The sequence below is a fragment of the Pseudorhizobium marinum genome (assembly GCF_000705355.1).
GTDB classification, from domain to species: domain Bacteria; phylum Pseudomonadota; class Alphaproteobacteria; order Rhizobiales; family Rhizobiaceae; genus Neorhizobium; species Neorhizobium pelagicum.
Genome location: NZ_JMQK01000005.1, coordinates 306,843 through 327,365, shown reverse-complemented (window position 1 = coordinate 327,365; position 20,523 = coordinate 306,843). Strand labels below are relative to the sequence as shown.

The window sequence follows — 20,523 nt, the reverse complement described above, 5'->3', positions numbered from 1 at the left end:
CCACATGACGAAGAGAGGCCGCCGGAGCGATCCGGCGGCTTCTTCTATTTCGGGGGAAGCGCTGTCGCCACGGCGATGAAGTCGGCGATGGCTACGGTGTCGTCGAGGTCGAAGACCGGCAGAGTGGCGTCCGCGACCGGATGATCGGCGGCAACGGCGACGATATGCGGATCCGAAGGCGCCAGCGGCTCCCGGTTCTTCGCCTCAAGCCGGCGCGCCTCGATTTTCGGCACCGGCTCGCGCTTGTAGCCCTCGATCAGCACGAGATCGCAGGGCGCCAGCCGGGCGAGGATCTCCTCGAAAGCCGGCTCCGGTTCACCCCGCAGTTCGTGCATGATCGCAAACCGCGTCCCGGAAACGAGCGCCACCTCATGGGCACCCGCCTGACGATGGCGGTAGCTGTCGGCGCCGACCTTGTCGATGTCGAAGTCGTGGTGGGCGTGCTTGATCGTCGAAATGCGGTAACCGCGGCGGGTGAACTCCTCGACCAGCCGGACCGCCAGGCCCGTCTTGCCGGAATTCTTCCAGCCGGCGATGCCAAAGACGCGGGGGCCTGTCACGGTTCAACCTCCAGGAAGCGGCGCGCCTCATCGATATCGGCCGGCGTGTTGACGTTCATGAAGGGATCAAGCATGCCGACCGGCGTCTCCACAAGATCCCAGGGGACCGCGACGGTCGGGTGGCGTGCGAGGAAGGCCGACATCCGCCGGTTCTGCGGCTCCCGGATCCAGTCCTCCAGATCGTCGGCCAGCGCTACCGGCCAGAGGCCGAAGACGGGATGCGTGCGGCCATCGGAGGCGGCGATGGTGATGCCTTTGGGATCCAGGGCCGGTTCCTGCAGGCGCGCCACCAGATCGGATGGGAAGAACGGGACGTCGGAGGGAACCGTCAGCAGATGGGTTTCTCCCGTGGCGCGCTCGGCCAGGTCGCGCAATCCGGCCAGCACACCGGCCAACGGCCCGGGCTGTCCGGGAACCGTGTCGGGTACGAGGCGGATGTCCTGAGCCGGCGTAAGATCGGGGCTCGGGTTCAACGCGATGTCCGAGACCTGCGGCGTGAGGCGGGCAAGGATATGCGCGAGCAACGTGCCCTTGCCAAAAGGCAGCAGGAGCTTGTCGGAGCCCATCCGGCTCGACCGGCCGCCGGCAAGGATCAGGGCTGGCGGGCGAGGGGCGGTCACGGCCTGCCCCCATCGTCGACCGCGCCTTCGCGGCGGTCGATCCAGCGGACGTATTCGGTCGAGAGGAGCGCGAAGATGACCGTCACCAGCATGACCAGGAGGAGAGGCAGGGTGCCGGTCTGCGGCGTCAGCACCGAGCCTGCAAGTACCGAAAGCGCCGCACCCCCGCCCAGCGTGATGGCGCCGCCGAGGCCGGAGGCGGAGCCGGCGAGATGCGGCCTTACGCTGACCATGCCGGCATTGGCGCTCGGCAGCGTCAGGCCGTTGCCGACACCGATCAGCGACAGGGGACCGAAGAAGGCGAAGGGGTGGCCGGTATCGACGGTGAGGAAGAGGAAGGTTGCGGCGATCCCGATCAGGCTGACCACATTGCCCGACAGCATCATCGGACCGATCCCGACGCGGCGCGCGTATCGGCCGGACAGGAAGTTTCCCAGCATGTAGCCGGCAGCCATGGTGAAGAAATAAAGGCCGAGCGTCGAGGGCGACAGCTTGAAGATGACGCTGCCGACAAAGGGCGCGCCACCGAGGAAGCTGAAGAAGATGCCGGAGGAGAACATCGCGGTCAGCGTGTAGCCCCAGAAGCGGCGGGAGCGCAGAAGCTGCGGCCAGCTGCGGAACTGCGCGCCGAAGCTCGCCGATTGCGCGGTGTTGGTTTCGCCAAGATCGCGCCAGACGAGAAGCAGCACGAAAATGCCGGCGAGGAAGAGGACGAAGAAGCTGGCCTGCCAGCCGAACAGGTCGTTCAAGACGCCGCCGAGCGTCGGCGCGATCATCGGCACGACCGACATGCCCATCGTCACATAGCCGATCATCGAGGCGGCCTCGTCCATCGGCACCATGTCGCGGACGACGGCGCGCGACAGGACGATGCCGGCGATCACGCCGGTCTGCAGGATCCGCCCGATCATGAAGACGGTGACGTTGGGAGCCAGAAGGCAGATGACGGTGCCCAGAAGAAGCAGCACGACGCCGCCGAGCATCACCGGCCGGCGGCCGAAAAGATCCGACAGCGGGCCGATGGCGATCTGGATGACGGCGGTTCCGGCCAGATAGCCCGAGACGGCAAGCTGCATGACGGCGTAGCTGGTGCCGAAATGTTCGGCCATCGTCGCCAGCGACGGCAGGAAGATGTTCATCGACATCGCCGCAAGGCCGGCCACCAGGACCAGCGTGGCGATATGCGGCGGGGTGGCCCGGTCCAGAAAGCGGGTTTCATTCATGGGCGTCGCTCCTGTGCGGACACGTGCAGCATGATCATGGTGCTGCCGGCGGCACGGGGCCCGCCTCCGCGGCGATCCGGTGCCGGCGCTTGCCTTCGCGGTAGAAGCTGTAGAGGCCGGAACCGATGATGATCGCGGCACCGCCGTAGACGAAGGCGTCCGGGCGCTCGCCGAAGAAGAGGACGCTGAGCACCAGTCCCCAGATCAGGCCGGTATAACGGAAGGGCGCGACGAAGGAGATCTCTCCCGTCCGCATCGACATGATCACGGCCTGATAGCCGGCGAAGACCAGCAGGGCCGCAATCACCAGCGGCAGGAAGTTCTCCGCGTTCATCGGCTGCCAGCCGCCCATCGGCACGATCAGCAGGGCGCCGACCACCGTATTGGCCAGTGCGGTGAACAGGGTGATCGTCAGGGACGGCACGTCGGCGACGATGCGTCGGGTGACGAGATCGCGGCCCGAGGTGAAGAAGACGGCGGCGAGAACCAGCAGCGATTCTGGAGCAAAGCCACCGGTGGTGGGCCTCAGGATGATCAGCACGCCGATAAAGCCGACGATGATCGCCGTCCAGCGGCGCCAGCCGACGGGCTCTGCGAGAAAGAGTGCCGCCCCCAGCGTCACGGCAAGCGGCAGCGACTGCATGATCGACGAGATGTTGGCGAAATCGATTCGTCCCAGCGCACTGATGAAGGTCAGCGTCGCGCCGATCTCGAAGAAGGTCCTGAGCAGGATCAGAGGCTGCAGGACGACGGAAAGCGGACGCAGTGCGCCGAGGCGTCGGGCGACGAAGTAGACGAGCACGGTGGTCATTACGCCTCGGACGGTGATGATCTGCGCGACGCTGAGCGAGGCGGTCACGGACTTCACCAGGGCGTCGTTGCAGGTGAAGGAGGCCATGGCGAGCGACATGTAGATCGCGCCCCTGGAATTGTCGGAGGATGCCATGCGTGATTCCTTGCCGCTGCAGCAGCAGAAGTCACTAATGCATTCCGCCCGAGGCGGCCAGACCAGTTGTGGCGCAGGCGGTACTCACAGAGCGTCTTGAACGGGCTGTCTGACCAATTTGCAGGCACCTTATTCTGTTGCCGCCGGATTAACCGTTGTTAAATCGAATTCCCTGATGGTGCAGCGACTCCCGCATGATGCAGGATGATGCACGCAGCCACCTGCAGATGCTTTGGCATGGTCGGCGAGGTTTCCCAGCGGAGCACGCATGTCCTTCATCGACCGTCTTCTTCAGAGCCGCAGGATCGTCACCAAGGTCCTGCTTTTCGTCATTCCCCTCGTGCTCCTGATCGCCGGTGTCGGCCTGGCCGGCTACTATACCTCCAACATGCTGAACGGCCACATGACCGTGACGCGCGCGACGATCGAGAACATCGGCGATTTCGAGCGCCTGCAGACCGTGCTCCAGGACTTCAGTGAGCAGCCGGACGAGGCGACGCTCACGGCCCTGAACGACGGGATCGACCGGCAGGAGAAGGGTGTCCAGGTGCTCGAGGGCCTGCTGGTCAGCGAGGCGGACCGGCAGCGCATCGACGCGGTCGCGACGCTGGCGCCGGCGATGCGACGGCACTCCGAGACGCTCTGGGCGATCAAGCAGCAGCGGGACGCCAACCGCGCCGAGATCACTGCGCAGCTCGCTGCCGTCCAGGAGACGACTGCCGGCATCGACCAGCGGCTCGGCAACCTGCGCAAGAAATTCGACGGCCAGGAGCGGTTCGCCAAGAGCGCGCTGTTTGAATCCTTTGCCTACAAGTCGATTGCCGACAGGCTCGATACCATGCGCAACGCAGTCCGCAATGCGGGCTCCGACGAGGGCACGGCCAAGGCCGCCGAGGTGCAGGCCCAGGCGGTACTGGACGAGTTCGAGGCCATCAAATCGGTCGCGACCGACAAGGTCCTGGAGGCCATGGCGCCCATCCGCGAGGGTGCCGAGCGCCTGCTTGCCGTCGCGACCGCCGGTCCATCGGGCCCTGAAAAGGCCCAGGCCCTGCGCATCGGCGCCAGCGGCTTCACCCGTTTCCAGAGCGAGTTGCAGCAGAACGTGCTGACGAAATCCGGCGACGCGGCGGAGCGGTTTGCCAATCTCGAAGGCGAAGTGACGACGCTGAAGAACCTGCTTGCGGAGGTGGAGACATCGCTGACGGTGGGCGACGCGCTGCAACTGCACATGGAGCGCCTGCGCAGCGAACTGACGGACGAGGCCCGCCAGGTGGTGCTGGCCGATATTGCAGCCATGCGGTCGTCGGCCGCCCGGGTCTCCGAACTGGGTAATGCCAATGCGGCGATGAGCGCCTTCGCGAGTGGCCTCGAGACGCCGCTTGCCGCGCTGGACGCGGCTTCGGCGGCCATGCTGGCGATCGAGACCCAGTGGCGCGAGGCGCGTGCTGCGGCATCGCAGACGCTGTCGGACGCCATGGCCGGCCTGAAGGCCTTCGTGGCCGAAGCGCAGGAAGTCGGCAAGGAAGACAGCGAACGCTCCGCCAACCTTTCGATGATCGCCATGATCGTCGGCACGCTGCTGGCGATCGCCGGCGGACTGATGCTGGTCGAGACGCTGCGCGGGCCGCTCCGGCGCGTCACCGACGTGATGAAGCGGCTGGCCGACGGCGACCTGGAGGTCAGCATCGAAGGTCGCGAGCGGGGCGACGAGATCGGCGACATGGTGCGCTCCGTCACCGTGTTCCGCGATGCGGCGGTCGAGAACGTCCGGCTGGAGCAGGAGGCGGCGGCAGCCCGCGAACAGTCCGGCGCCGAATCGGCGCGGCGGGCCGAAGAGCGTGCGCGCATCGCCGCCGAGCAGCATGCAGCACTCGAGGCTCTCTCCCACGCGCTTACACAGCTTGCCGAGGGGGACCTGCAGCAGACCATGAACGAGAACCTCGCCCAGGATTTCGTGCCGATGGCAAAGACCTACAATACCGCCGTGGAGGCCCTGCGAACGACGCTCGCCGACGTGCGGGCGACCACTGGCGAGATCAATGGCGGCACCGGCAACCTGGCCGCCTCCGCCGACGACCTGGCGCGACGCACCGAACAGCAGGCGGCAGCGCTGGAGCAGAGCTCGCGGGCGCTTCGCCAGCTGAGCGAGATCGTCGGATCGACCGCCGAAAGCGCCCGCAGGACGGCTTCCTCCATCAACGAGACGGAGGAATTCGCCGTGCGTTCGGGTGAAATCGTTTCCCGCGCGGTCGGCGCCATGGGCGAGATCAGCCGCTCCTCCGACAAGATTGCCACGATCATCTCGGTGATCGACGAGATCGCCTTCCAGACCAATCTGCTGGCGCTGAATGCGGGCGTCGAGGCGGCCCGCGCCGGCGAGGCAGGGCGGGGCTTTGCGGTCGTCGCCCAGGAGGTTCGCGAACTGGCGCAGCGTTGTGCCGGTGCGGCCCGCGAGATCAAGGGCCTGATCTCCGCAAGCTCGACGCAGGTCAACGACGGCGTGCAGCTGGTCGAGCAGACGGGTGAGGCGCTGAGCCAGATCATCACCCACGTCAGTGACGTGCGCAAACTGGTCGCCGCGATCTCGGCGGCCACGGCCGAGCAGTCGACCGGCATCAACGAGGTGACGCACGCGGTGCACGAGGTGGAGCTGATCACGCAGCAGAACGCCGCGATGGTCGAGGAGAACAACGCCGAGATCCACGGGTTGCGCCAGCGCGTCGAGATCCTGACCGACAAGATCGACCGGTTCAAGACCGACGACGATGTCCAGTATCGTGCCCCGAGGGCGGGCCGGGCCGCTTAGAGCCAGCCAAATCGACCTATCAGATCAGGCCGTCGCGATGCCTTGCTCGCGGCGGCCTTCGTCGTTCTGCACCGTATTCGGTTCGACCTTGAACACCGCGTCGCCGACGAAGACGATGACATAGCCACCGGAGGCTTCGGCCTGCGCGGCGAGATGGCGAAGCTGGGACGCATGGGGCTCGTTCTTCCAGGCATCCGGGTAGGCGGGGTCGACGAGCACCGTCGTCTGCGGGCCCTGGGCGTAGACCATCATGTGGGCCGTCGACGGCGTCCATTCGGGACCCAGCGATCTGGAGGTCATCCAAAGACAGAGGAAATCCCGGCAAAGCGCCGGACGGGTTGCGTAAATGGCGCAGCCCCGTCCGGGCAGGCAATGGCTGCACCAGGCGTTGGCGGGCTTTGCGAGCGCCTCGATGTCGGGAAGCCGGCAGCACAGCGTGCAGGTGCCGCAGGCGCGGCCGGGCAGGGCGGATGACAAGGCTATCTTCTTCCGTTCAGCCGCCGGTGACGCTCATGTGGCGGGCAACGGCCGGGCGCTGGCGATCGCGGTCGATGATGAAATCATGGCCCTTGGGCTTGCGCGAGATCGCCTCGTCGATGGCAGCCGCCAGATAGGCGTCGTCTTCGGAGGCCCGCAACGCGGTGCGCAGGTCGGCGGCATCGTTCTGGCCGAGACACATGTAGAGGGTGCCGGTGCAGGTGAGGCGGACGCGGTTGCAGCTCTCGCAGAAGTTATGCGTCATCGGCGTGATGAAGCCGAGCCGACCGCCGGTCTCCGCAACCTCGACATAGCGCGCGGGACCCCCCGTTTTATAGGGGATATCGGTGAGGGTGAACTGCTGTTCGAGATCCGCCTTGAGCTTGGAGAGCGGCAGGTAGCGGTCGGTGCGGTCTTCCTCGATCTCGCCCATCGGCATGGTCTCGATCACCGTCATGTCCATGCCGCGGCCATGGGCGAAGCGCAGCATGTTGGCGATCTCGTGCTCGTTGAAGTCCTTCAGCGCCACCGCGTTGAGCTTGATCTTCAGGCCTGCCTTCTGGGCGGCGTCGATCCCCTCCATGACCTTGGAGAAGTCGCCCCAGCGGGTGATTTCCTTGAACTTGATCGGGTCAAGCGTGTCGAGCGAGACATTGATGCGGCGCACGCCGCTGTCGTAAAGTTCGTCAGCATAGCGCGCCAACTGCGAACCGTTGGTCGTCAGCGTCAGTTCGTCGAGATGACCGGCCTCGATCTGGCGGCCCAGCGCGCGCACGAGATGCATGATGTTCTTGCGCACCAGCGGTTCGCCGCCCGTCAGGCGCAGCTTGCGCACGCCCTTGGCGATGAAGGCGGAACAGAGCCGTTCGAGCTCCTCGAGCGTCAGCAGGTCCTTCTTCGGCAGGAATGTCATGTTCTCCGCCATGCAGTAGGTGCAGCGGAAATCGCAGCGATCGGTCACCGACACGCGCAGATAGGTGACCGCCCGTTGAAACGGATCGATCATCGGCGTCTTCTGGGTCGTGAAAGGGCGTGCGTTGCCCAGTGGTCCTGCCAGAGTGTTCAAAGCGCATTCTCCTGAATGCTGAAAGTGGGCGGGATCGGTCGCTTCGTCAAGGGTGGAAGCGGGTTGCGACGCGGACAGCAAGCTTCTAATCGTGGGGCGCAATCAATACGGAGCGGAAGCGACATGACCGATATATGGCCGACGGAGTTGCGGGTCTCCAAGGACCGGCGGGTGCTCAACGTCACCTTCAACGACGGGCGCGCCTTCCCGCTGCCGGCGGAGATGATGCGTGTCCTGTCGCCGTCCGCAGAGGTTCAGGGGCATGGGCCGGGCCAGAAGGTGACGGTGCCGGGCAAGAGGAACGTCGGGATCGGCAGTGTGACACCGGCCGGAAACTACGCCGTGCGGATCGGCTTCGACGACGGTCACAACAGCGGCATCTTCACCTGGCGCTACCTTCGCGAGCTCGGCGAGGACGGCGAACGCCTCTTTGCCGACTACGAGCGGGAGCTGGCGGAAAAAGGCCTCAGCCGCGATCCGCGGCGCTGAGTTCGGTTTCGAGGTTCATGCCTCGTCGTTCTCAGCCTGCAGCGCCAGGATGATGCGTTCCATGGCCTCAGCGATCCCCAGGCACTGCTCGAGCGAGGTTGCCGACAGCGAGCGCTCGATCACGGCGGTCTGGATCTGCATCGCGCGTTCGGCAAGCTGCCGTCCGTCGGCTGTCAGGTGGAGCCGTAGCACGCGCTTGTCACGGCTGTCGCCGCGCCGTTCGATCAGCCCGCGCCGCTCCATCTGCGGCAGCGTCATGCTGATGTTGGAGCGGCCGACGAGGAGCTTGCGCGCCAGCTCCTGCTGCGACAGGCCTTCGTAGCGGTAGAGGTTGGCGAGAATGTCGAGATGCGGCGGCTTGATGTCGAGCGGCGCCAGTTCCCGCGTCAGCGTGGCCTGCATCAGCTGGCAGGCGCGGGCGACGCTGACCCAGCTCTTGAAGCGCGGATGATCCCACGGCAGGGATTGATTTTTGTTCATCGCTGTACTTTATTGTTCAATATTGAACATTATCGGGATGTCCCACCATGCCATCATTTGCGTTGAAGGTCATCCGTCCCATTCTGGCGTTGGGCGGAAAACTTGCCCCGCGCGCCACCAGCCGGCTGGCGTTCGCGCTCTTTTGCGCAACGCCCTCACGACGCCCGGCGGGCGACAAGGCGCGCCAGGTGCACGCCGAGGGCCGCAAGCGCCTGTCGCTCGCGCAAGCCACGCCCTTTCCCGTCGGCAAGTCGAACGTGATGGCCTACCGCTTCCACGGGAGGGGTGCAGAGCCGCGCCGCCGCTTCCTGATCGTGCATGGCTGGGGGTCTGCGGCCGCCTATATCTCGGCCCTGGCGCAGGGGCTTGCGGCCGACGGCGCGGAGGTGATCGTCCTCGACTTTCCCGGACATGGGCAATCGAGCGGCCGGGGACTGCACATGCGCATGGCGGTCGATGCGATGGTGGAGGCGGAGCGTCGGTTCGGACCCTTCGACGGAGCCGTCGGCCATTCCTTCGGCGGCGCCAGCCTGATGCTGGCGGCCGGCGGGGTGATGCGGCAAGCCGGCATGATTTCGCCCCGGCGCCTGGTGGTGATCGGTGCGCCGACCCGCATCGAATGGCTCTTCGACGCATTCGCGCGGCAGCTCGGGCTGAGCGCCGCCATCAAGCACGGACTGATACGGCACGCCGAGGAGGTCGCCGGCGCCAGCCTTGCGGACTTCGACACGGTGAGGGTGGCAGACCGGCTCGGCACGCCGCTTCTCGTGGTGCATGCCGAAGACGACAAGGAGGTCGATGCCGACCATGCCCGGCGCTATGCCGCGGTGTCCTCGGCCCGGATTCACTGGGCCAACGGCTTCGGCCATCGCCGCATCATCAGCGCGCCGGAGGTCATCGCGACGATCCGCGGCTTTCTGACGGACGAGCCGGCGGAAGGGAGCCGCAGCTCGGCCGCGTGAGGCGTTGTTCCGCACTTCTTGTCATTCTAGTGTCGCACGGCGCGAGCAAAGAGACCGCGACGAGGGCACAATGACAATCATCCAGACCATCGAACAGTTGCAGCAGATCTACACGGACGTGTCGGAGGCATCGGTGGCCAAGGTCACCAGGGCGCTGACGCCGGAATACAGGCGCATGATCGAAGCCTCGCCCTTCATGGCGTTGGCGACGGTCGGTCCGGAGGGGCTCGATTGCTCGCCGCGCGGCGACGCCGGCAGCTGCGTCCGGGTCCAGGACACGACGACGCTGCTGTTGCCGGACTGGCGGGGCAACAACCGGATCGATTCGCTCCTCAACATCGTCCGCGACCCCCGCGTGGCGCTGATGTTCCTCATTCCCGGCTCCGCAACGGCCATGCGCGTCAACGGCCGCGCCGTGATCTCGGTGGAGCCCGGCCTGCTGGAAAGCTTCGAGATGGACGGGCGCCATCCGCGCAGCGTCGCCGTGATCACCATCGGGGAGGTCTACTTCCAGTGCGCCCGCGCCATCATGCGCGCCGGGCTGTGGGACCCGGAGCGATTCGTGGAGGTCTCAAGCCTGCCCACGCCCGGACAGCTTCTGAAGGCGGCGAAGGCCGGCTTCGATCAGGAAAGCTACGACCGGGAATGGGCGGGGCGCGCCGCCGCCACGATGTGGTAGGGGTCAGCCCCGGTAGATCAGCCAGTTCTTGCCGGCATAATCGTTGCGCATCGCTTCATCGAAGAAGACGCTCCGGTTCCGGCCCGCATGCTTGGCATGGTAAAGGGCGATATCGGCGTTGGCATAGAGCCCGCTGGGATCATCCGCCTGCGACCCCATCGAATAGCCGAGCGAAATGGTGATCGGGCCATATTGCACGCCTGAGCGTGAATTGCGGAAGCTGCGGGTCTCGAGCGCGCAGCGAATGCGTTCGCAGATCACCATGACCTCGTCGGGGGTGTTGCCCTCGACGATGATGGCGAACTCCTCGCCTCCGGTGCGGGCCACGAAGAGATCCTTGCGGACGTTTGCGCGGATGACCGATGCGACGGTGGCGAGGATCTTGTCGCCCACCGGATGACCAAAGCTGTCGTTGATCTTCTTGAAATTGTCGATGTCGGCGAGGATCAGTGCGGCCACCGGAAGATTGCCGGCGGCGTCGTAGAGACCTGCGAGCTTCTCGTCGAAGGCACGGCGGTTCGAAAGCCTGGTCAGAGAATCGGTGTTGGCGATCCGCTTGTACTCGTCGAGTTCGCGGCGCACCTCGTCCATCTCCTGCGAATGCTCGGTCATCGTCTCCACCGTCCGCTCCCCATGGGCCATCTGGCCGCCTGTTGCGTCCGTGAGAAGATTGATGGCGCTGCGAACGATGTCGGACGAAATGCTGGCCTTGGAGTTGATGCGGGTGGCGGTCTCACCCAGCAGCTTCGTATAGCTTTCCATCGAACGCTGCTCCTGTCGAAGCAGGGTCAGAAGGGCTTCGAGCTCCCCGATCAGCTTGCCATGCACCCGTTCGATGACCTCGACCTGATGCGTCCCCAGAAACTCCGACGCCAGGGCGTCCAGTTCCTCCTGGCTGGCATAGCTTCCGAGAGCAGCCAACTTCTGGGTCAGCGCGCCATTGGCTCCGATGTAGGCTTCGTAGAACAGCTGGTAGTTCCGGGGGATCGGGGCGACACCCATCGCCCTTAGAGCATAGACGATCTGACTGACGACATCTGTCGCTTGCGCCTTCGGCGCGCTAGCCGCGGTCATCGACTCCTCCATAGATTCTCATGATCTGCTTTAGCGCAAAATTATATGAGAAATATTGGAAAAGAATTAAGGGCGGAGGGTGCCTCCGAAGCAGGGAAATCCCGATCCCACGGGCGCCCTGCCGCGTATTGTGTCGAAAAATACAGTGAAATCAACGAGATGAAGACAAGGGCACGCCACGCGCGCAAGGCTTGAGGCGTGAGCGGCGGCAACCACAGGATGAAAAATTCTCTGCGCCGGCCGCCGCGGTGAGTCGACTGTGAAAATCCGGTTAACGAGGGCCGATCATGTTTTCCGGGCGTACGTAGTGGTCGAACTCCTCGTTCGTGAGGTAGCCCCCGCCAACGGCCTCTTCACGAAGCGTGGTGCCGTTCTTGTGTGCCGTCTTGGCGATCTTGGCGCAGGTGTCGTAGCCGAGCTTGCTGTTGAGGGCCGTCACCAGCATCAGCGAGTTCTCGACGCCCTTGCGGATGTTGTCTTCGCGGGCCTCGATGCCGACGACGCAGTTGTCGGTGAAGGAGACGGCGGCGTCGCCGAGCAGCTGCACCGACTGCAGGAAGTTGTAGGCCATCATCGGATTGTAGACGTTGAGCTCGAAGTGGCCCTGGCTGCCGGCGAAGGTAATGGCGGCATTGTTGCCGAAGATGTGGGCGCAGACCTGCGTCAGGGCTTCCGACTGGGTCGGATTGACCTTGCCCGGCATGATCGACGAGCCCGGCTCGTTTTCCGGCAAGGCCAGTTCGCCGAGGCCGGCGCGCGGGCCTGAGCCGAGGAAGCGGATGTCGTTGGCGATCTTGAAGAGGGCCGCCGCCGCGGCATTGATAGCGCCATGGGCAAAGACCATGGCGTCATGGGCGGCCAGCGCCTCGAACTTGTTCGGCGCCGTGATGAAGGGCAGGCCGGTGATCTTGGCGATCTCCTCGGCGACCTTCTTGTCGAAGCCGACCGGCGCATTCAGGCCGGTGCCGACGGCGGTGCCGCCCTGGGCGAGCTCGTAGAGGCCGGGAAGCGTGAGTTCGATGCGCTTGATCGCCGAGGCGACCTGGGCGGCATAGCCGGAGAACTCCTGGCCGAGCGTCAGGGGCGTGGCGTCCTGCGTGTGCGTGCGGCCGATCTTGATGATATGGGCGAAGGCCTTCGCCTTGGCGTCGAGGGCCGCGTGCAGATGCGTCAGCGACGGGACGAGATGGCGGACGATCTCCTCGGCGCAGGCAATATGCATCGCCGTCGGATAGGTGTCGTTCGACGACTGGCTCATGTTGACGTGGTCGTTCGGATGCACGGGCTTCTTGGAGCCCATGGTGCCGCCGAGCGCCTCGATGGCGCGGTTCGAGATCACCTCGTTGGCATTCATGTTCGACTGCGTGCCCGAGCCCGTCTGCCACACGACCAGTGGAAAATGTTCGTTGAGCTTGCCGTCGATGACGTCCTGCGCGGCTTCCACGATCGCCTGGCCGAGGTCCTTGTCCAGACCGCCCAGATCCATGTTGGCGCGGGCAGCTGCCTGCTTGACGATCCCGAGCGCGCGGATCACGGCAACCGGCTGCTTCTCCCACCCGATCTTGAAGTTGCCGAGCGAGCGCTGGGCTTGGGCTCCCCAGTAACGGTCGCTGGCGACCTCGATGGGGCCGAAGGTGTCGGATTCGGAGCGGGTCGATGCCATGTCTTTGCCTCTGTTGCGCGCAATGATCGTGCCGGAGTTATTCAACAAATCGCCGGGGCGCAAGGCCGCAGGCGGGATTTCTATACCTTTGTCTGATGGCGGCAAAGGTCGATTCGAAGACCCCTCGGAAGGGGCAGCAGAGGCGACGTGGCTTTTATGGCACGCGGGCTGCTTTCCGGACCTGACCGGAGGCAGGTCATGGGCCGAAATTGCAGATGATGAGCAAAAATTTAACGAATAGTTTCTTAACCTTGTGCATGCGCGGGTCGGGCCTTGCCTGAGGCGACGGGCGCCGTCGCCTTGAGAAGGGCCTCTTCCTTTTCATCCACCAGGCGATCCGCTAAAGCGTGGAGCCAGACCGGTGAATGGCCAATTCAGTCGACGGGGATTATATTCAACATGACATTCAAACGAACTTCGATTGCACTGGCTCTCGTGTCCGCGGTTTCCACGATCGCAGCCGGCACGGCGCCGGCCCATGCCATTACCCTGATGGACATCATTCGCGGCGGTCCCGGCCGGGAACCGGCCCGCGACGGCTTGTCGGGCGTGCGCACCTACCAGCAGGCGGCCGAGCCGCGCGACATCGATCCGCAGCCGCTGCCGAAGGTCGCCGGTCCGAAGTACAACGTCTACAAGCCGGATGCGGCGCGGGCGGTGAAGACGGCCGGCTTTGCTGCCGCCGGCGCCACCGGGCCTGAGCGGTTCCTCGTCGACGCGGAGGTTTCCGCGCCCGCCGATATCGCGACCGCCCTCGAAGCCTTCTATGGCAAGAATTCGACGCTCCTCTGGGTTGCCGCCGGCGACATGAGCGACAAGGCGCGCGACGTGCTGGCGCTCTTCGAGCGGGCCGGCGACTATGGCCTCGATCCCGCCGACTACCGTGTCGCGGCGCCGGAGCTGATGACGGCCAGTGTCCAGCCCGTCTCGGCGACGGCAAGCGACGCCACGCCCACGGGTGCTGACGCACAGGAACGGGCGCTGATGCAGTTCGAGCTGGCGCTGTCGGCAAAGGCGCTAACCTTTGCGCAGGACATGGTGCGCGGCCGGATCGACCCGAACCGGATCTCCGGCTACCACGATTTCAAGCGCAAGGACGTCAAGCTCTCCTTCGTCCTGCCCTTCGTCAGGTCGGACGACAATGCCTCCGCATATCTTGAAGGCCTTGCGCCGCAGGGTGCGCATTTCACTGCCCTGAAGGCGGAGCTTGCCAAGCTCAGGGCAGAGCAGGGCGAGGAGCGTCAGCGCATCTCGCTTCCGGAGAACCTGCTGCTGAAGCCGGGCAAGAGCAGCCCGGAGGTGGCAAACCTCGTGGCGGCGATCCGCAAGAACGGATCGGAAGCCTTGAGGGAGACCCATTCCGTCACCTTCGCCACCTACCAGCAGGGCACCGACTACACGCCCGAGCTCGTTGAGCTGGTGAGGGCGTTCCAGGAAGAGGCCGGGCTGAAATCGGATGGCGTCGTCGGCCCTGCCACCGTGCGCGCCATCGTCGGCGACAGCCTCGAGGGCAAGATCGACAAGCTCGTCGTTGCCATGGAGCAGGCGCGCTGGCTGCCGGCGGACCTGGGCGACCGCTATGTCTTCATCAATCAGCCGGCCTACCGGGCCTCCTACCACGACAAGGGCGCCGAGCAGTTCTCGATGCGCGTCGTCGTCGGTTCGAAGGCCAACCAGACCTATTTCTTCCAGGACCAGATCGAGACGGTCGAGTTCAATCCCTACTGGGGCGTGCCGCAGTCGATCATCATCAACGAGATGCTGCCGCATCTGCGCCAGGATCCGTCCTATCTCGACCGGATGGGCTATCAGGTCGAGGTGAACGGCCGACCGGTGTCGTCGTCGAGCGTCAACTGGTACGGTTCGACCCAGTCGATCGCCGTCCGGCAGCCGCCGTCGAGCGACAATGCACTGGGCGAGCTGAAGATCCTGTTCCCCAATGAGCATGCAATCTACATGCACGACACGCCCTCGAAGAGCTTCTTCCAGCGCGACAATCGCGCCCTCAGCCATGGCTGCGTCCGCCTGGCCGAGCCGCGCAAGATGGCGGCGGCCGTGCTCGGCATCACCGAGCAGGAGGTTGGCTCCCGGATCGCGCAGGGCAAGAATGCCGGCGAGAAGGTTTCGGCGAAGATCCCCGTCTATGTGGCCTATTTCACGGCCTGGCCGAACAAGGACGGCGTGGTCGAGTATTTCGGCGACGTCTACGACCGCGATGCCGCGACGCTGAAGGCGCTGGCGGCGACCAGCCAGGCCCGCGCCTCCTGATCATTGCACCTTGAACGGCGAAAAAGGCGGCTTACGGGCCGCCTTTTTCTATTGCCGTTTGCTATCGCTGCGACGGCACGGCGCTGGCAACCGGGTTGCGTCCGATCAGGCTCTGCACCAGGTCCACCGTCAGGTCGGAGAAGCGATCGATGACATGGCCAGGGTCGAGGGTGGCGACCGGCACGTCGGAATAGCCGAAGGTCACCGCGATCGAGGGGACGCCGGCGTTGCGGGCCGCCAGAATGTCGTTGATGCTGTCGCCGATCATGACGCTGTTGGACGGGTCGCCGCCGGCGCGTTCGATCGTGCCGAGAATGTGCCGGGCATCGGGCTTGCGGACCGGGAAGGTGTCGCCGCAGGTCATCACGCGGAAGCGTTCGGCAAGGCCCAGCGTGTCCATCAGGGGCACAGCCAGCTCCTCCAGCTTGTTGGTGCAGACGGCGATCGTCATCCCGGCGGCGGAAAGGCGGTCGAGAGCCTCGATGACGCCCGGATAGGGCCTGCTGGCGCCGGGCATTTCCCGCTTGTAGTGGGCGAGGAAGCGCGCCAGCAGCGGCTCGACCTCGGCTTCCTCGATCGTCGCGCCCCGCAGCTGGTACGCACGGCGGATCATCACGCGCGCGCCCTGGCCCACCAGATGCGTCAGATCCTCATAGGTCACCGGCGCCAGGTCGGCGGCGGCGATCGTGTAGTTCAGGCTGGCAACGAGGTCGGGCGCCGTATCGATGAGCGTGCCGTCCAGATCGAAGATTACCAGGGGAGCCGTCATGAATGCCTCTTGGTATGAATTGCTGGTAGCGGCGGCTTAGGACGGCGGACCGGTAAATGCAAATCGTAGGGACTTTCCCTCCTCCGGACAGGCGTGTAAACAGCTTCGGCGAAACAGCGGGGAGCTTCTGGCGCATGGACGCCCGGGAAATGAAGATAAAGGCTGCGGAAGCAGCCCTGGCCTATGTCGAGAATGGCATGCGGCTCGGTATCGGTACCGGGTCCACGGCGGAGGAATTCGTTCGGCTGCTGGCGGAAAAGGTGGCTGACGGCCTGCAGGTGCAGGGCGTGCCGACCTCCGAGCGGACGGCGCGGCTGTGCCTCGAGCTCGGCGTGCCGTTGAAGTCTCTGGACGAGCTGCCGGAACTCGACCTGACGGTCGACGGCGCCGACGAGCTGGACCTGCAGCTGCGGCTGATCAAGGGCGGCGGCGGCGCATTGCTGCGCGAGAAGATCGTCGCGGCGGCATCGCAGCGCATGATCGTGATTGCGGACGAGACGAAGCTGGTCGACACGCTTGGCGCCTTTCCGCTGCCGATCGAGGTGAATGCCTTCGGGTTGACGGCGACGCGCATTGCGGTGGAACGGGCGGCAGATCGGCTGGGTCTGAGCGGCGATCTGAAGCTCCGCAGGTCTGGCGAGGCCGTCTTCACGACCGATGGCGGCCACCATATTCTGGACGCATCTTTTGGCCGTATTCCTGATGCAGAGGCACTCGCGAACCGACTGAATTCCATACCGGGTGTCGTCGAGCACGGGCTGTTTATCAATCTGGCGTCCTTTGCCATCATCGCCGGTGAGGCCGGTGCGCGGACGCTGAAGGCACAATGAAAGACAGGAGCACTATTTCCATGATCAATTTCGCGGTTCTCGGGCGCGCTACCGCTCTTGCCGTCCTCGTCGCAGGCAGCCTTTCGATGCCGGCCCGCGCACAGGAGATCTCCGAAGATCATCTGAACGCCGCCCGCCAGGCGATCGCCGCCATCAACGCGACCAATCGCTACGACAACATCCTGCCGGGCCTCGCCGAGCGCCTCAAGGCCCAGTACATCCAGGGTTCTCCGAACTTCCAGGAAGACATCGCACGGGTCGTCGACGAGGAAGCGCTGGCGCTTGCCGTCCGCCGCGCCGATCTGGAACGGGAAGCCGCGACGATCTACGCCAAGGCCTTCACCCAGGAAGAACTGCAGGCGATCTCCGCCTTCTACGCCACCGAACCCGGCAAGAAGCTTCTCTCGACCGGCCCGCTGGTCGCGCGCGAGCTGACGAAGGCCGCGGAAATCTGGGCAAACGGCATATCGCGCGATCTGACCAACCAGACCGCGGAAAAGCTGCGCACGATCATCGATGCCAATCCGATCGAAGCGCCGACCGCCGAGATCGAGGCGCCGGCAGAAGTCGCACCGGCACAGCAATAACAGCGCGGCAATTTGCCTTTCAGCAAGCCCGGAGCAATCCGGGCTTTTGCTTTTTCAGCAGTCTCCTTATATGGCGGAGACCCATCGTCCCGATAAGGAGCCTCCCATGACCGCATTCGACTACGACCTTTTCGTGATCGGTGGAGGCTCCGGCGGCGTGCGCGCGGCGCGGCTGGCCGGTTCGCTTGGAAAGCGCGTCGCCATCGCCGAGGAGTATCGCTTCGGCGGCACCTGCGTCATCCGCGGCTGCGTGCCGAAGAAGCTCTTCGTCTACGCCTCGCAGTTTCCCGAGCACTTCGAGGATGCCGCCGGCTTCGGCTGGCAGGTGGGGGAAGCAAGCTTCGACTGGAAGAAACTGGTCGCGGCCAAGGACCGGGAGATCTCCCGCCTGGAAGGGCTCTATCGCCGCGGGCTGGAGAACGCCGGCACCGAAATCCTGGAGAGCCGCGCCGAACTCGTCGATGCCCATACGATCCGGCTGGTGAAGACGGGCCAGACGGTGACGGCCGAGCGGATCCTGATCGCAACGGGCGGTTCCGCCAATCCGCATGCGGCTCTGCCCGGACACGAACTCTGCATCACCTCCAACGAGGCCTTCGACCTGCCGGAACTGCCGCGGTCGATCCTGATCGCGGGCGGCGGCTATATCGCGGTCGAGTTCGCCAACATCTTCCATGGCCTCGGCGTCGACACGACGCTGATCTATCGCGGCAAGGAGATCCTATCGCGCTTCGACAGCGACATGCGCCAGGGCCTGCACAAGGCCATGGAGGAGAAGGGCATCCGCATCATCTTAACCGATGTGATCCAGGAGGTGCAGAAGGCGCCGGCCGGCGGGCTGATCGCGCGGACGCTGGAAGGACAGAGGCTGGCAGTCGACGCCGTGATGTTGGCCCTTGGCCGTGATCCGAACACGCAAGGTCTGGGGCTGGAAGCCGCCGGCGTCGCGGTGGACGAAAAGGGCGCCATCGTCGTCGACGATTATTCGCGCACCAGCGTCGCCCACATCCATGCGCTTGGCGACGTCACCGACCGGGTACAGCTGACGCCGGTCGCCATCCACGAGGCGATGTGCTTCATCGAGACCGAGTTTCGCAACAACCCCACCAAGCCCGACCACGATCTGATCGCCACCGCAGTCTTCTCGCAGCCGGAGATCGGCACCGTCGGACTGTCGGAGGAGGCGGCCTGCAGGAAATATCCGGAAATCGAGGTCTACCGCGCCGAATTCCGGCCGATGAAGGCGACCCTGTCCGGCCGCAGCGAGAAGATGATCATGAAGCTGATCGTCGATGCGGCAAGCCGCAAGGTGGTCGGCGCCCATATCCTCGGCCACGACGCCGGCGAGATGGCGCAGCTGCTGGGCATCACGCTGAAGGCCGGCTGCACCAAGGACGATTTCGACCGCACCATGGCGGTGCATCCGACCGCCGCCGAAGAGCTGGTGACCATGTACCAGCCCTCCTACCGGGTGCGCGACGGCGAGCGGATCTAGTCGCCAGAGGGAATGTCAGGTCGGCGCAAGCCAGGGCCGCTTGCGTCGCCAGATACTAGGCAAGCCCGGCCAGAAGGTTTATAAGCCGCCGCAAAATGAAGAACGGAAGCCCGGGAAGTGACGCCGGGACGAGAACAGGTGAGCGAAATGGTACAGAACTGGACCCCGAGCACGTGGCGGCAGAAACCGATTCAGCAGGTTCCGGATTATCCGGATGCGGCTGCACTGGCTGCAACCGAGGCCCAGCTGGCAACCTTTCCGCCGCTGGTGTTTGCCGGTGAGGCCCGCCGCCTGAAGAAGCACCTCGCCAATGTGGCCGAGGGCAACGGCTTCCTGATGCAGGGCGGCGACTGCGCCGAGAGCTTCATGGAGCATGGCGCCGACAACATCCGCGACTTCTTCCGCGCCTTCCTGCAGATGGCCGTGGTCCTGACTTTCGGGGCGCAGCAACCGGTGGTGAAGGTCGGCCGCATTGCCGGCCAGTTCGCCAAGCCGCGCTCCTCCAACATTGAGAAGATCGGCGACGTCGAGCTTCCGAGCTACCGCGGCGACATCATCAACGGCATCGAGTTCAATGCGGAGTCCCGCATCCCGAACCCCGAGCGGCAGATGATGGCCTACCGCCAGTCGGCCGCGACGCTGAACCTCCTGCGCGCCTTTGCGATGGGCGGCTATGCCAACCTCGAGAACGTCCACCAGTGGATGCTCGGTTTCGTCAAGGATAGCCCCCAGGGCGAGCGCTACAAGAAGCTCGCCGACCGCATCAGCGAGACGATGGACTTCATGAAGGCCGTCGGCATCAACGCCGAGAACAACCCAAGCCTGCGTGAGACCGATTTCTTCACCAGCCATGAAGCCCTGCTTCTTGGCTACGAGGAGGCGCTGACGCGCGTCGATTCCACCTCCGGCGACTGGTACGCCACCTCCGGCCACATGATCTGGATCGGTGACCGCACCCGCCAGCTCGACCACGCCCATGTAGAATACTGCCGCGGCATCAAGAACCCGATCGGCCTGAAGTGCGGTCCCTCGCTGCAGCCGGACGACCTGCTGCAACTGATCGATACGCTGAACCCGGCAAACGAAGCCGGCCGCCTGACGCTGATCTGCCGTTTCGGCCACGAGAAGGTCGCAGACCATCTGCCGAAGCTGATCCGCGCCGTCGAGCGGGAAGGCCGCAAGGTCGTCTGGTCCTGCGATCCGATGCATGGCAATACGATCACGCTCAACAACTACAAGACCCGGCCCTTCGACCGGATCCTGTCGGAGGTCGAAAGCTTCTTCCAGATCCACCGCGCCGAGGGTACGCATCCGGGCGGCATCCACATCGAGATGACCGGCAAGGACGTGACGGAATGCACCGGCGGCGCCCGCGCCGTCTCTGCCGGCGATCTGCAGGACCGCTACCACACCCATTGCGACCCGCGCCTCAACGCCGACCAGGCGCTGGAGCTGGCCTTCCTTTTGGCCGAGCGGATGAAGAGCGGACGCGACGAGAAGCGGATGGTCGCTGTCGGCTGATTGCCGCA

General features: G+C 65.0%; 20 protein-coding genes. 10 read left to right on the top strand and 10 right to left on the bottom strand.

From position 1 onward, the window contains the following. Nucleotides 1–44 precede the first annotated feature (44 nt). The 4 genes from mobB to EO99_RS0109075 are packed head-to-tail and all read right to left on the bottom strand — an operon-like array spanning nucleotide 45 to nucleotide 3,349. Nucleotides 45–560 carry a molybdopterin-guanine dinucleotide biosynthesis protein B gene (gene mobB / locus EO99_RS0109090; RefSeq protein ID WP_029618334.1) on the bottom strand — a complete coding sequence of 172 codons (516 nt, stop codon included), beginning with the start codon at nucleotides 558–560 and terminating at the stop codon, nucleotides 45–47. Then, nucleotides 557–1,180, bottom strand: a complete 624-nt coding sequence (mobA, locus tag EO99_RS0109085) for a molybdenum cofactor guanylyltransferase MobA (protein ID WP_029618333.1) — start codon at nucleotides 1,178–1,180, stop codon at nucleotides 557–559. The genes mobB and mobA overlap by 4 nt, the downstream gene beginning before the upstream one ends. Then, nucleotides 1,177–2,403: a multidrug effflux MFS transporter gene (locus EO99_RS0109080; protein ID WP_029618332.1), complete on the bottom strand. Its 1,227-nt coding sequence runs from the start codon at nucleotides 2,401–2,403 to the stop codon at nucleotides 1,177–1,179. Before EO99_RS0109080 ends, mobA begins: the two co-directional genes overlap by 4 nt. Nucleotides 2,404–2,437: 34 nt before the next feature. After that, on the bottom strand, nucleotides 2,438–3,349 hold the full coding sequence (locus EO99_RS0109075) for a DMT family transporter (RefSeq protein ID WP_029618331.1): 912 nt from the start codon (nucleotides 3,347–3,349) through the stop codon (nucleotides 2,438–2,440). A gap of 268 nt (nucleotides 3,350–3,617) precedes the next feature. On the opposite strand from EO99_RS0109075, the gene EO99_RS0109070 reads away from it, so the two are divergent. Continuing rightward, the gene (locus EO99_RS0109070) at nucleotides 3,618–6,155 is read left to right on the top strand and encodes a methyl-accepting chemotaxis protein (RefSeq protein ID WP_029618330.1); all 2,538 of its coding nucleotides are present in this window, start codon (nucleotides 3,618–3,620) and stop codon (nucleotides 6,153–6,155) included. Between the two features lie 24 nt (nucleotides 6,156–6,179). Here EO99_RS0109070 and EO99_RS0109065 read toward each other — a convergent pair whose 3' ends face one another. Beyond that, entirely contained in the window at nucleotides 6,180–6,632 is a 453-nt protein-coding gene (locus tag EO99_RS0109065; RefSeq protein WP_235776789.1) for a YkgJ family cysteine cluster protein, read from the bottom strand. A gap of 16 nt (nucleotides 6,633–6,648) precedes the next feature. After that, entirely contained in the window at nucleotides 6,649–7,698 is a 1,050-nt protein-coding gene (moaA, locus tag EO99_RS0109060; RefSeq protein ID WP_029618328.1) for a GTP 3',8-cyclase MoaA, read from the bottom strand. Nucleotides 7,699–7,821: 123 nt separating this feature from the next. Here moaA and EO99_RS0109055 point away from each other — a divergent pair, with 123 nt between their 5' ends. Further along, on the top strand, nucleotides 7,822–8,187 hold the full coding sequence (locus EO99_RS0109055) for a gamma-butyrobetaine hydroxylase-like domain-containing protein (protein WP_029618327.1): 366 nt from the start codon (nucleotides 7,822–7,824) through the stop codon (nucleotides 8,185–8,187). Between the two features lie 15 nt (nucleotides 8,188–8,202). On the opposite strand, the gene EO99_RS0109050 is transcribed toward EO99_RS0109055, so the two are convergent. After that, complete coding sequence (locus EO99_RS0109050; protein ID WP_029618326.1) at nucleotides 8,203–8,667, bottom strand: MarR family winged helix-turn-helix transcriptional regulator; 465 nt, start codon at nucleotides 8,665–8,667, stop codon at nucleotides 8,203–8,205. A 47-nt stretch (nucleotides 8,668–8,714) separates the two neighbouring features. On the opposite strand from EO99_RS0109050, the gene EO99_RS0109045 reads away from it, so the two are divergent. Continuing rightward, on the top strand, nucleotides 8,715–9,629 hold the full coding sequence (locus EO99_RS0109045; RefSeq protein WP_037111414.1) for an alpha/beta fold hydrolase: 915 nt from the start codon (nucleotides 8,715–8,717) through the stop codon (nucleotides 9,627–9,629). A gap of 70 nt (nucleotides 9,630–9,699) precedes the next feature. Further along, the gene (locus EO99_RS0109040; protein WP_029618324.1) at nucleotides 9,700–10,308 is read left to right on the top strand and encodes a pyridoxamine 5'-phosphate oxidase family protein; all 609 of its coding nucleotides are present in this window, start codon (nucleotides 9,700–9,702) and stop codon (nucleotides 10,306–10,308) included. A 3-nt stretch (nucleotides 10,309–10,311) separates the two neighbouring features. Here EO99_RS0109040 and EO99_RS0109035 read toward each other — a convergent pair whose 3' ends face one another. Both EO99_RS0109035 and fumC read right to left on the bottom strand, forming a co-directional pair. Further along, entirely contained in the window at nucleotides 10,312–11,382 is a 1,071-nt protein-coding gene (locus EO99_RS0109035) for a GGDEF domain-containing protein (RefSeq protein ID WP_029618323.1), read from the bottom strand. A gap of 271 nt (nucleotides 11,383–11,653) precedes the next feature. Further along, on the bottom strand, nucleotides 11,654–13,045 hold the full coding sequence (fumC, locus tag EO99_RS0109030; RefSeq protein ID WP_029618322.1) for a class II fumarate hydratase: 1,392 nt from the start codon (nucleotides 13,043–13,045) through the stop codon (nucleotides 11,654–11,656). Between fumC and EO99_RS27355 the strand changes: the two genes are divergently transcribed. Beyond that, nucleotides 13,044–13,286 carry a hypothetical protein gene (locus EO99_RS27355; protein ID WP_156034691.1) on the top strand — a complete coding sequence of 81 codons (243 nt, stop codon included), beginning with the start codon at nucleotides 13,044–13,046 and terminating at the stop codon, nucleotides 13,284–13,286. The genes fumC and EO99_RS27355 overlap by 2 nt on opposite strands. A 158-nt stretch (nucleotides 13,287–13,444) precedes the next feature. After that, nucleotides 13,445–15,313, top strand: coding sequence for a L,D-transpeptidase family protein (locus EO99_RS0109025; protein ID WP_029618321.1), 1,869 nt, complete (start codon nucleotides 13,445–13,447; stop codon nucleotides 15,311–15,313). Between the two features lie 61 nt (nucleotides 15,314–15,374). Here EO99_RS0109025 and gph read toward each other — a convergent pair whose 3' ends face one another. Then, complete coding sequence (gene gph / locus EO99_RS0109020) at nucleotides 15,375–16,082, bottom strand: phosphoglycolate phosphatase (protein ID WP_029618320.1); 708 nt, start codon at nucleotides 16,080–16,082, stop codon at nucleotides 15,375–15,377. A 134-nt stretch (nucleotides 16,083–16,216) separates the two neighbouring features. On the opposite strand from gph, the gene rpiA reads away from it, so the two are divergent. The 4 genes from rpiA to EO99_RS0109000 all read left to right on the top strand — a co-directional run bounded on the left by rpiA (nucleotide 16,217) and on the right by EO99_RS0109000 (nucleotide 20,515). Continuing rightward, nucleotides 16,217–16,912, top strand: coding sequence for a ribose-5-phosphate isomerase RpiA (gene rpiA / locus EO99_RS0109015; protein ID WP_029618319.1), 696 nt, complete (start codon nucleotides 16,217–16,219; stop codon nucleotides 16,910–16,912). 20 nt (nucleotides 16,913–16,932) lie between these two features. Then, nucleotides 16,933–17,499, top strand: a complete 567-nt coding sequence (locus tag EO99_RS0109010) for a DUF2059 domain-containing protein (RefSeq protein ID WP_029618318.1) — start codon at nucleotides 16,933–16,935, stop codon at nucleotides 17,497–17,499. 106 nt (nucleotides 17,500–17,605) lie between these two features. Beyond that, nucleotides 17,606–18,994 (top strand): glutathione-disulfide reductase, encoded by a 1,389-nt coding sequence (gene gor / locus EO99_RS0109005; RefSeq protein WP_029618317.1) that lies wholly within the window; start codon nucleotides 17,606–17,608, stop codon nucleotides 18,992–18,994. Between the two features lie 147 nt (nucleotides 18,995–19,141). Continuing rightward, nucleotides 19,142–20,515 (top strand): class II 3-deoxy-7-phosphoheptulonate synthase, encoded by a 1,374-nt coding sequence (locus EO99_RS0109000; protein WP_029618316.1) that lies wholly within the window; start codon nucleotides 19,142–19,144, stop codon nucleotides 20,513–20,515. The last annotated feature ends 8 nt before the right edge of the window (nucleotides 20,516–20,523 follow it).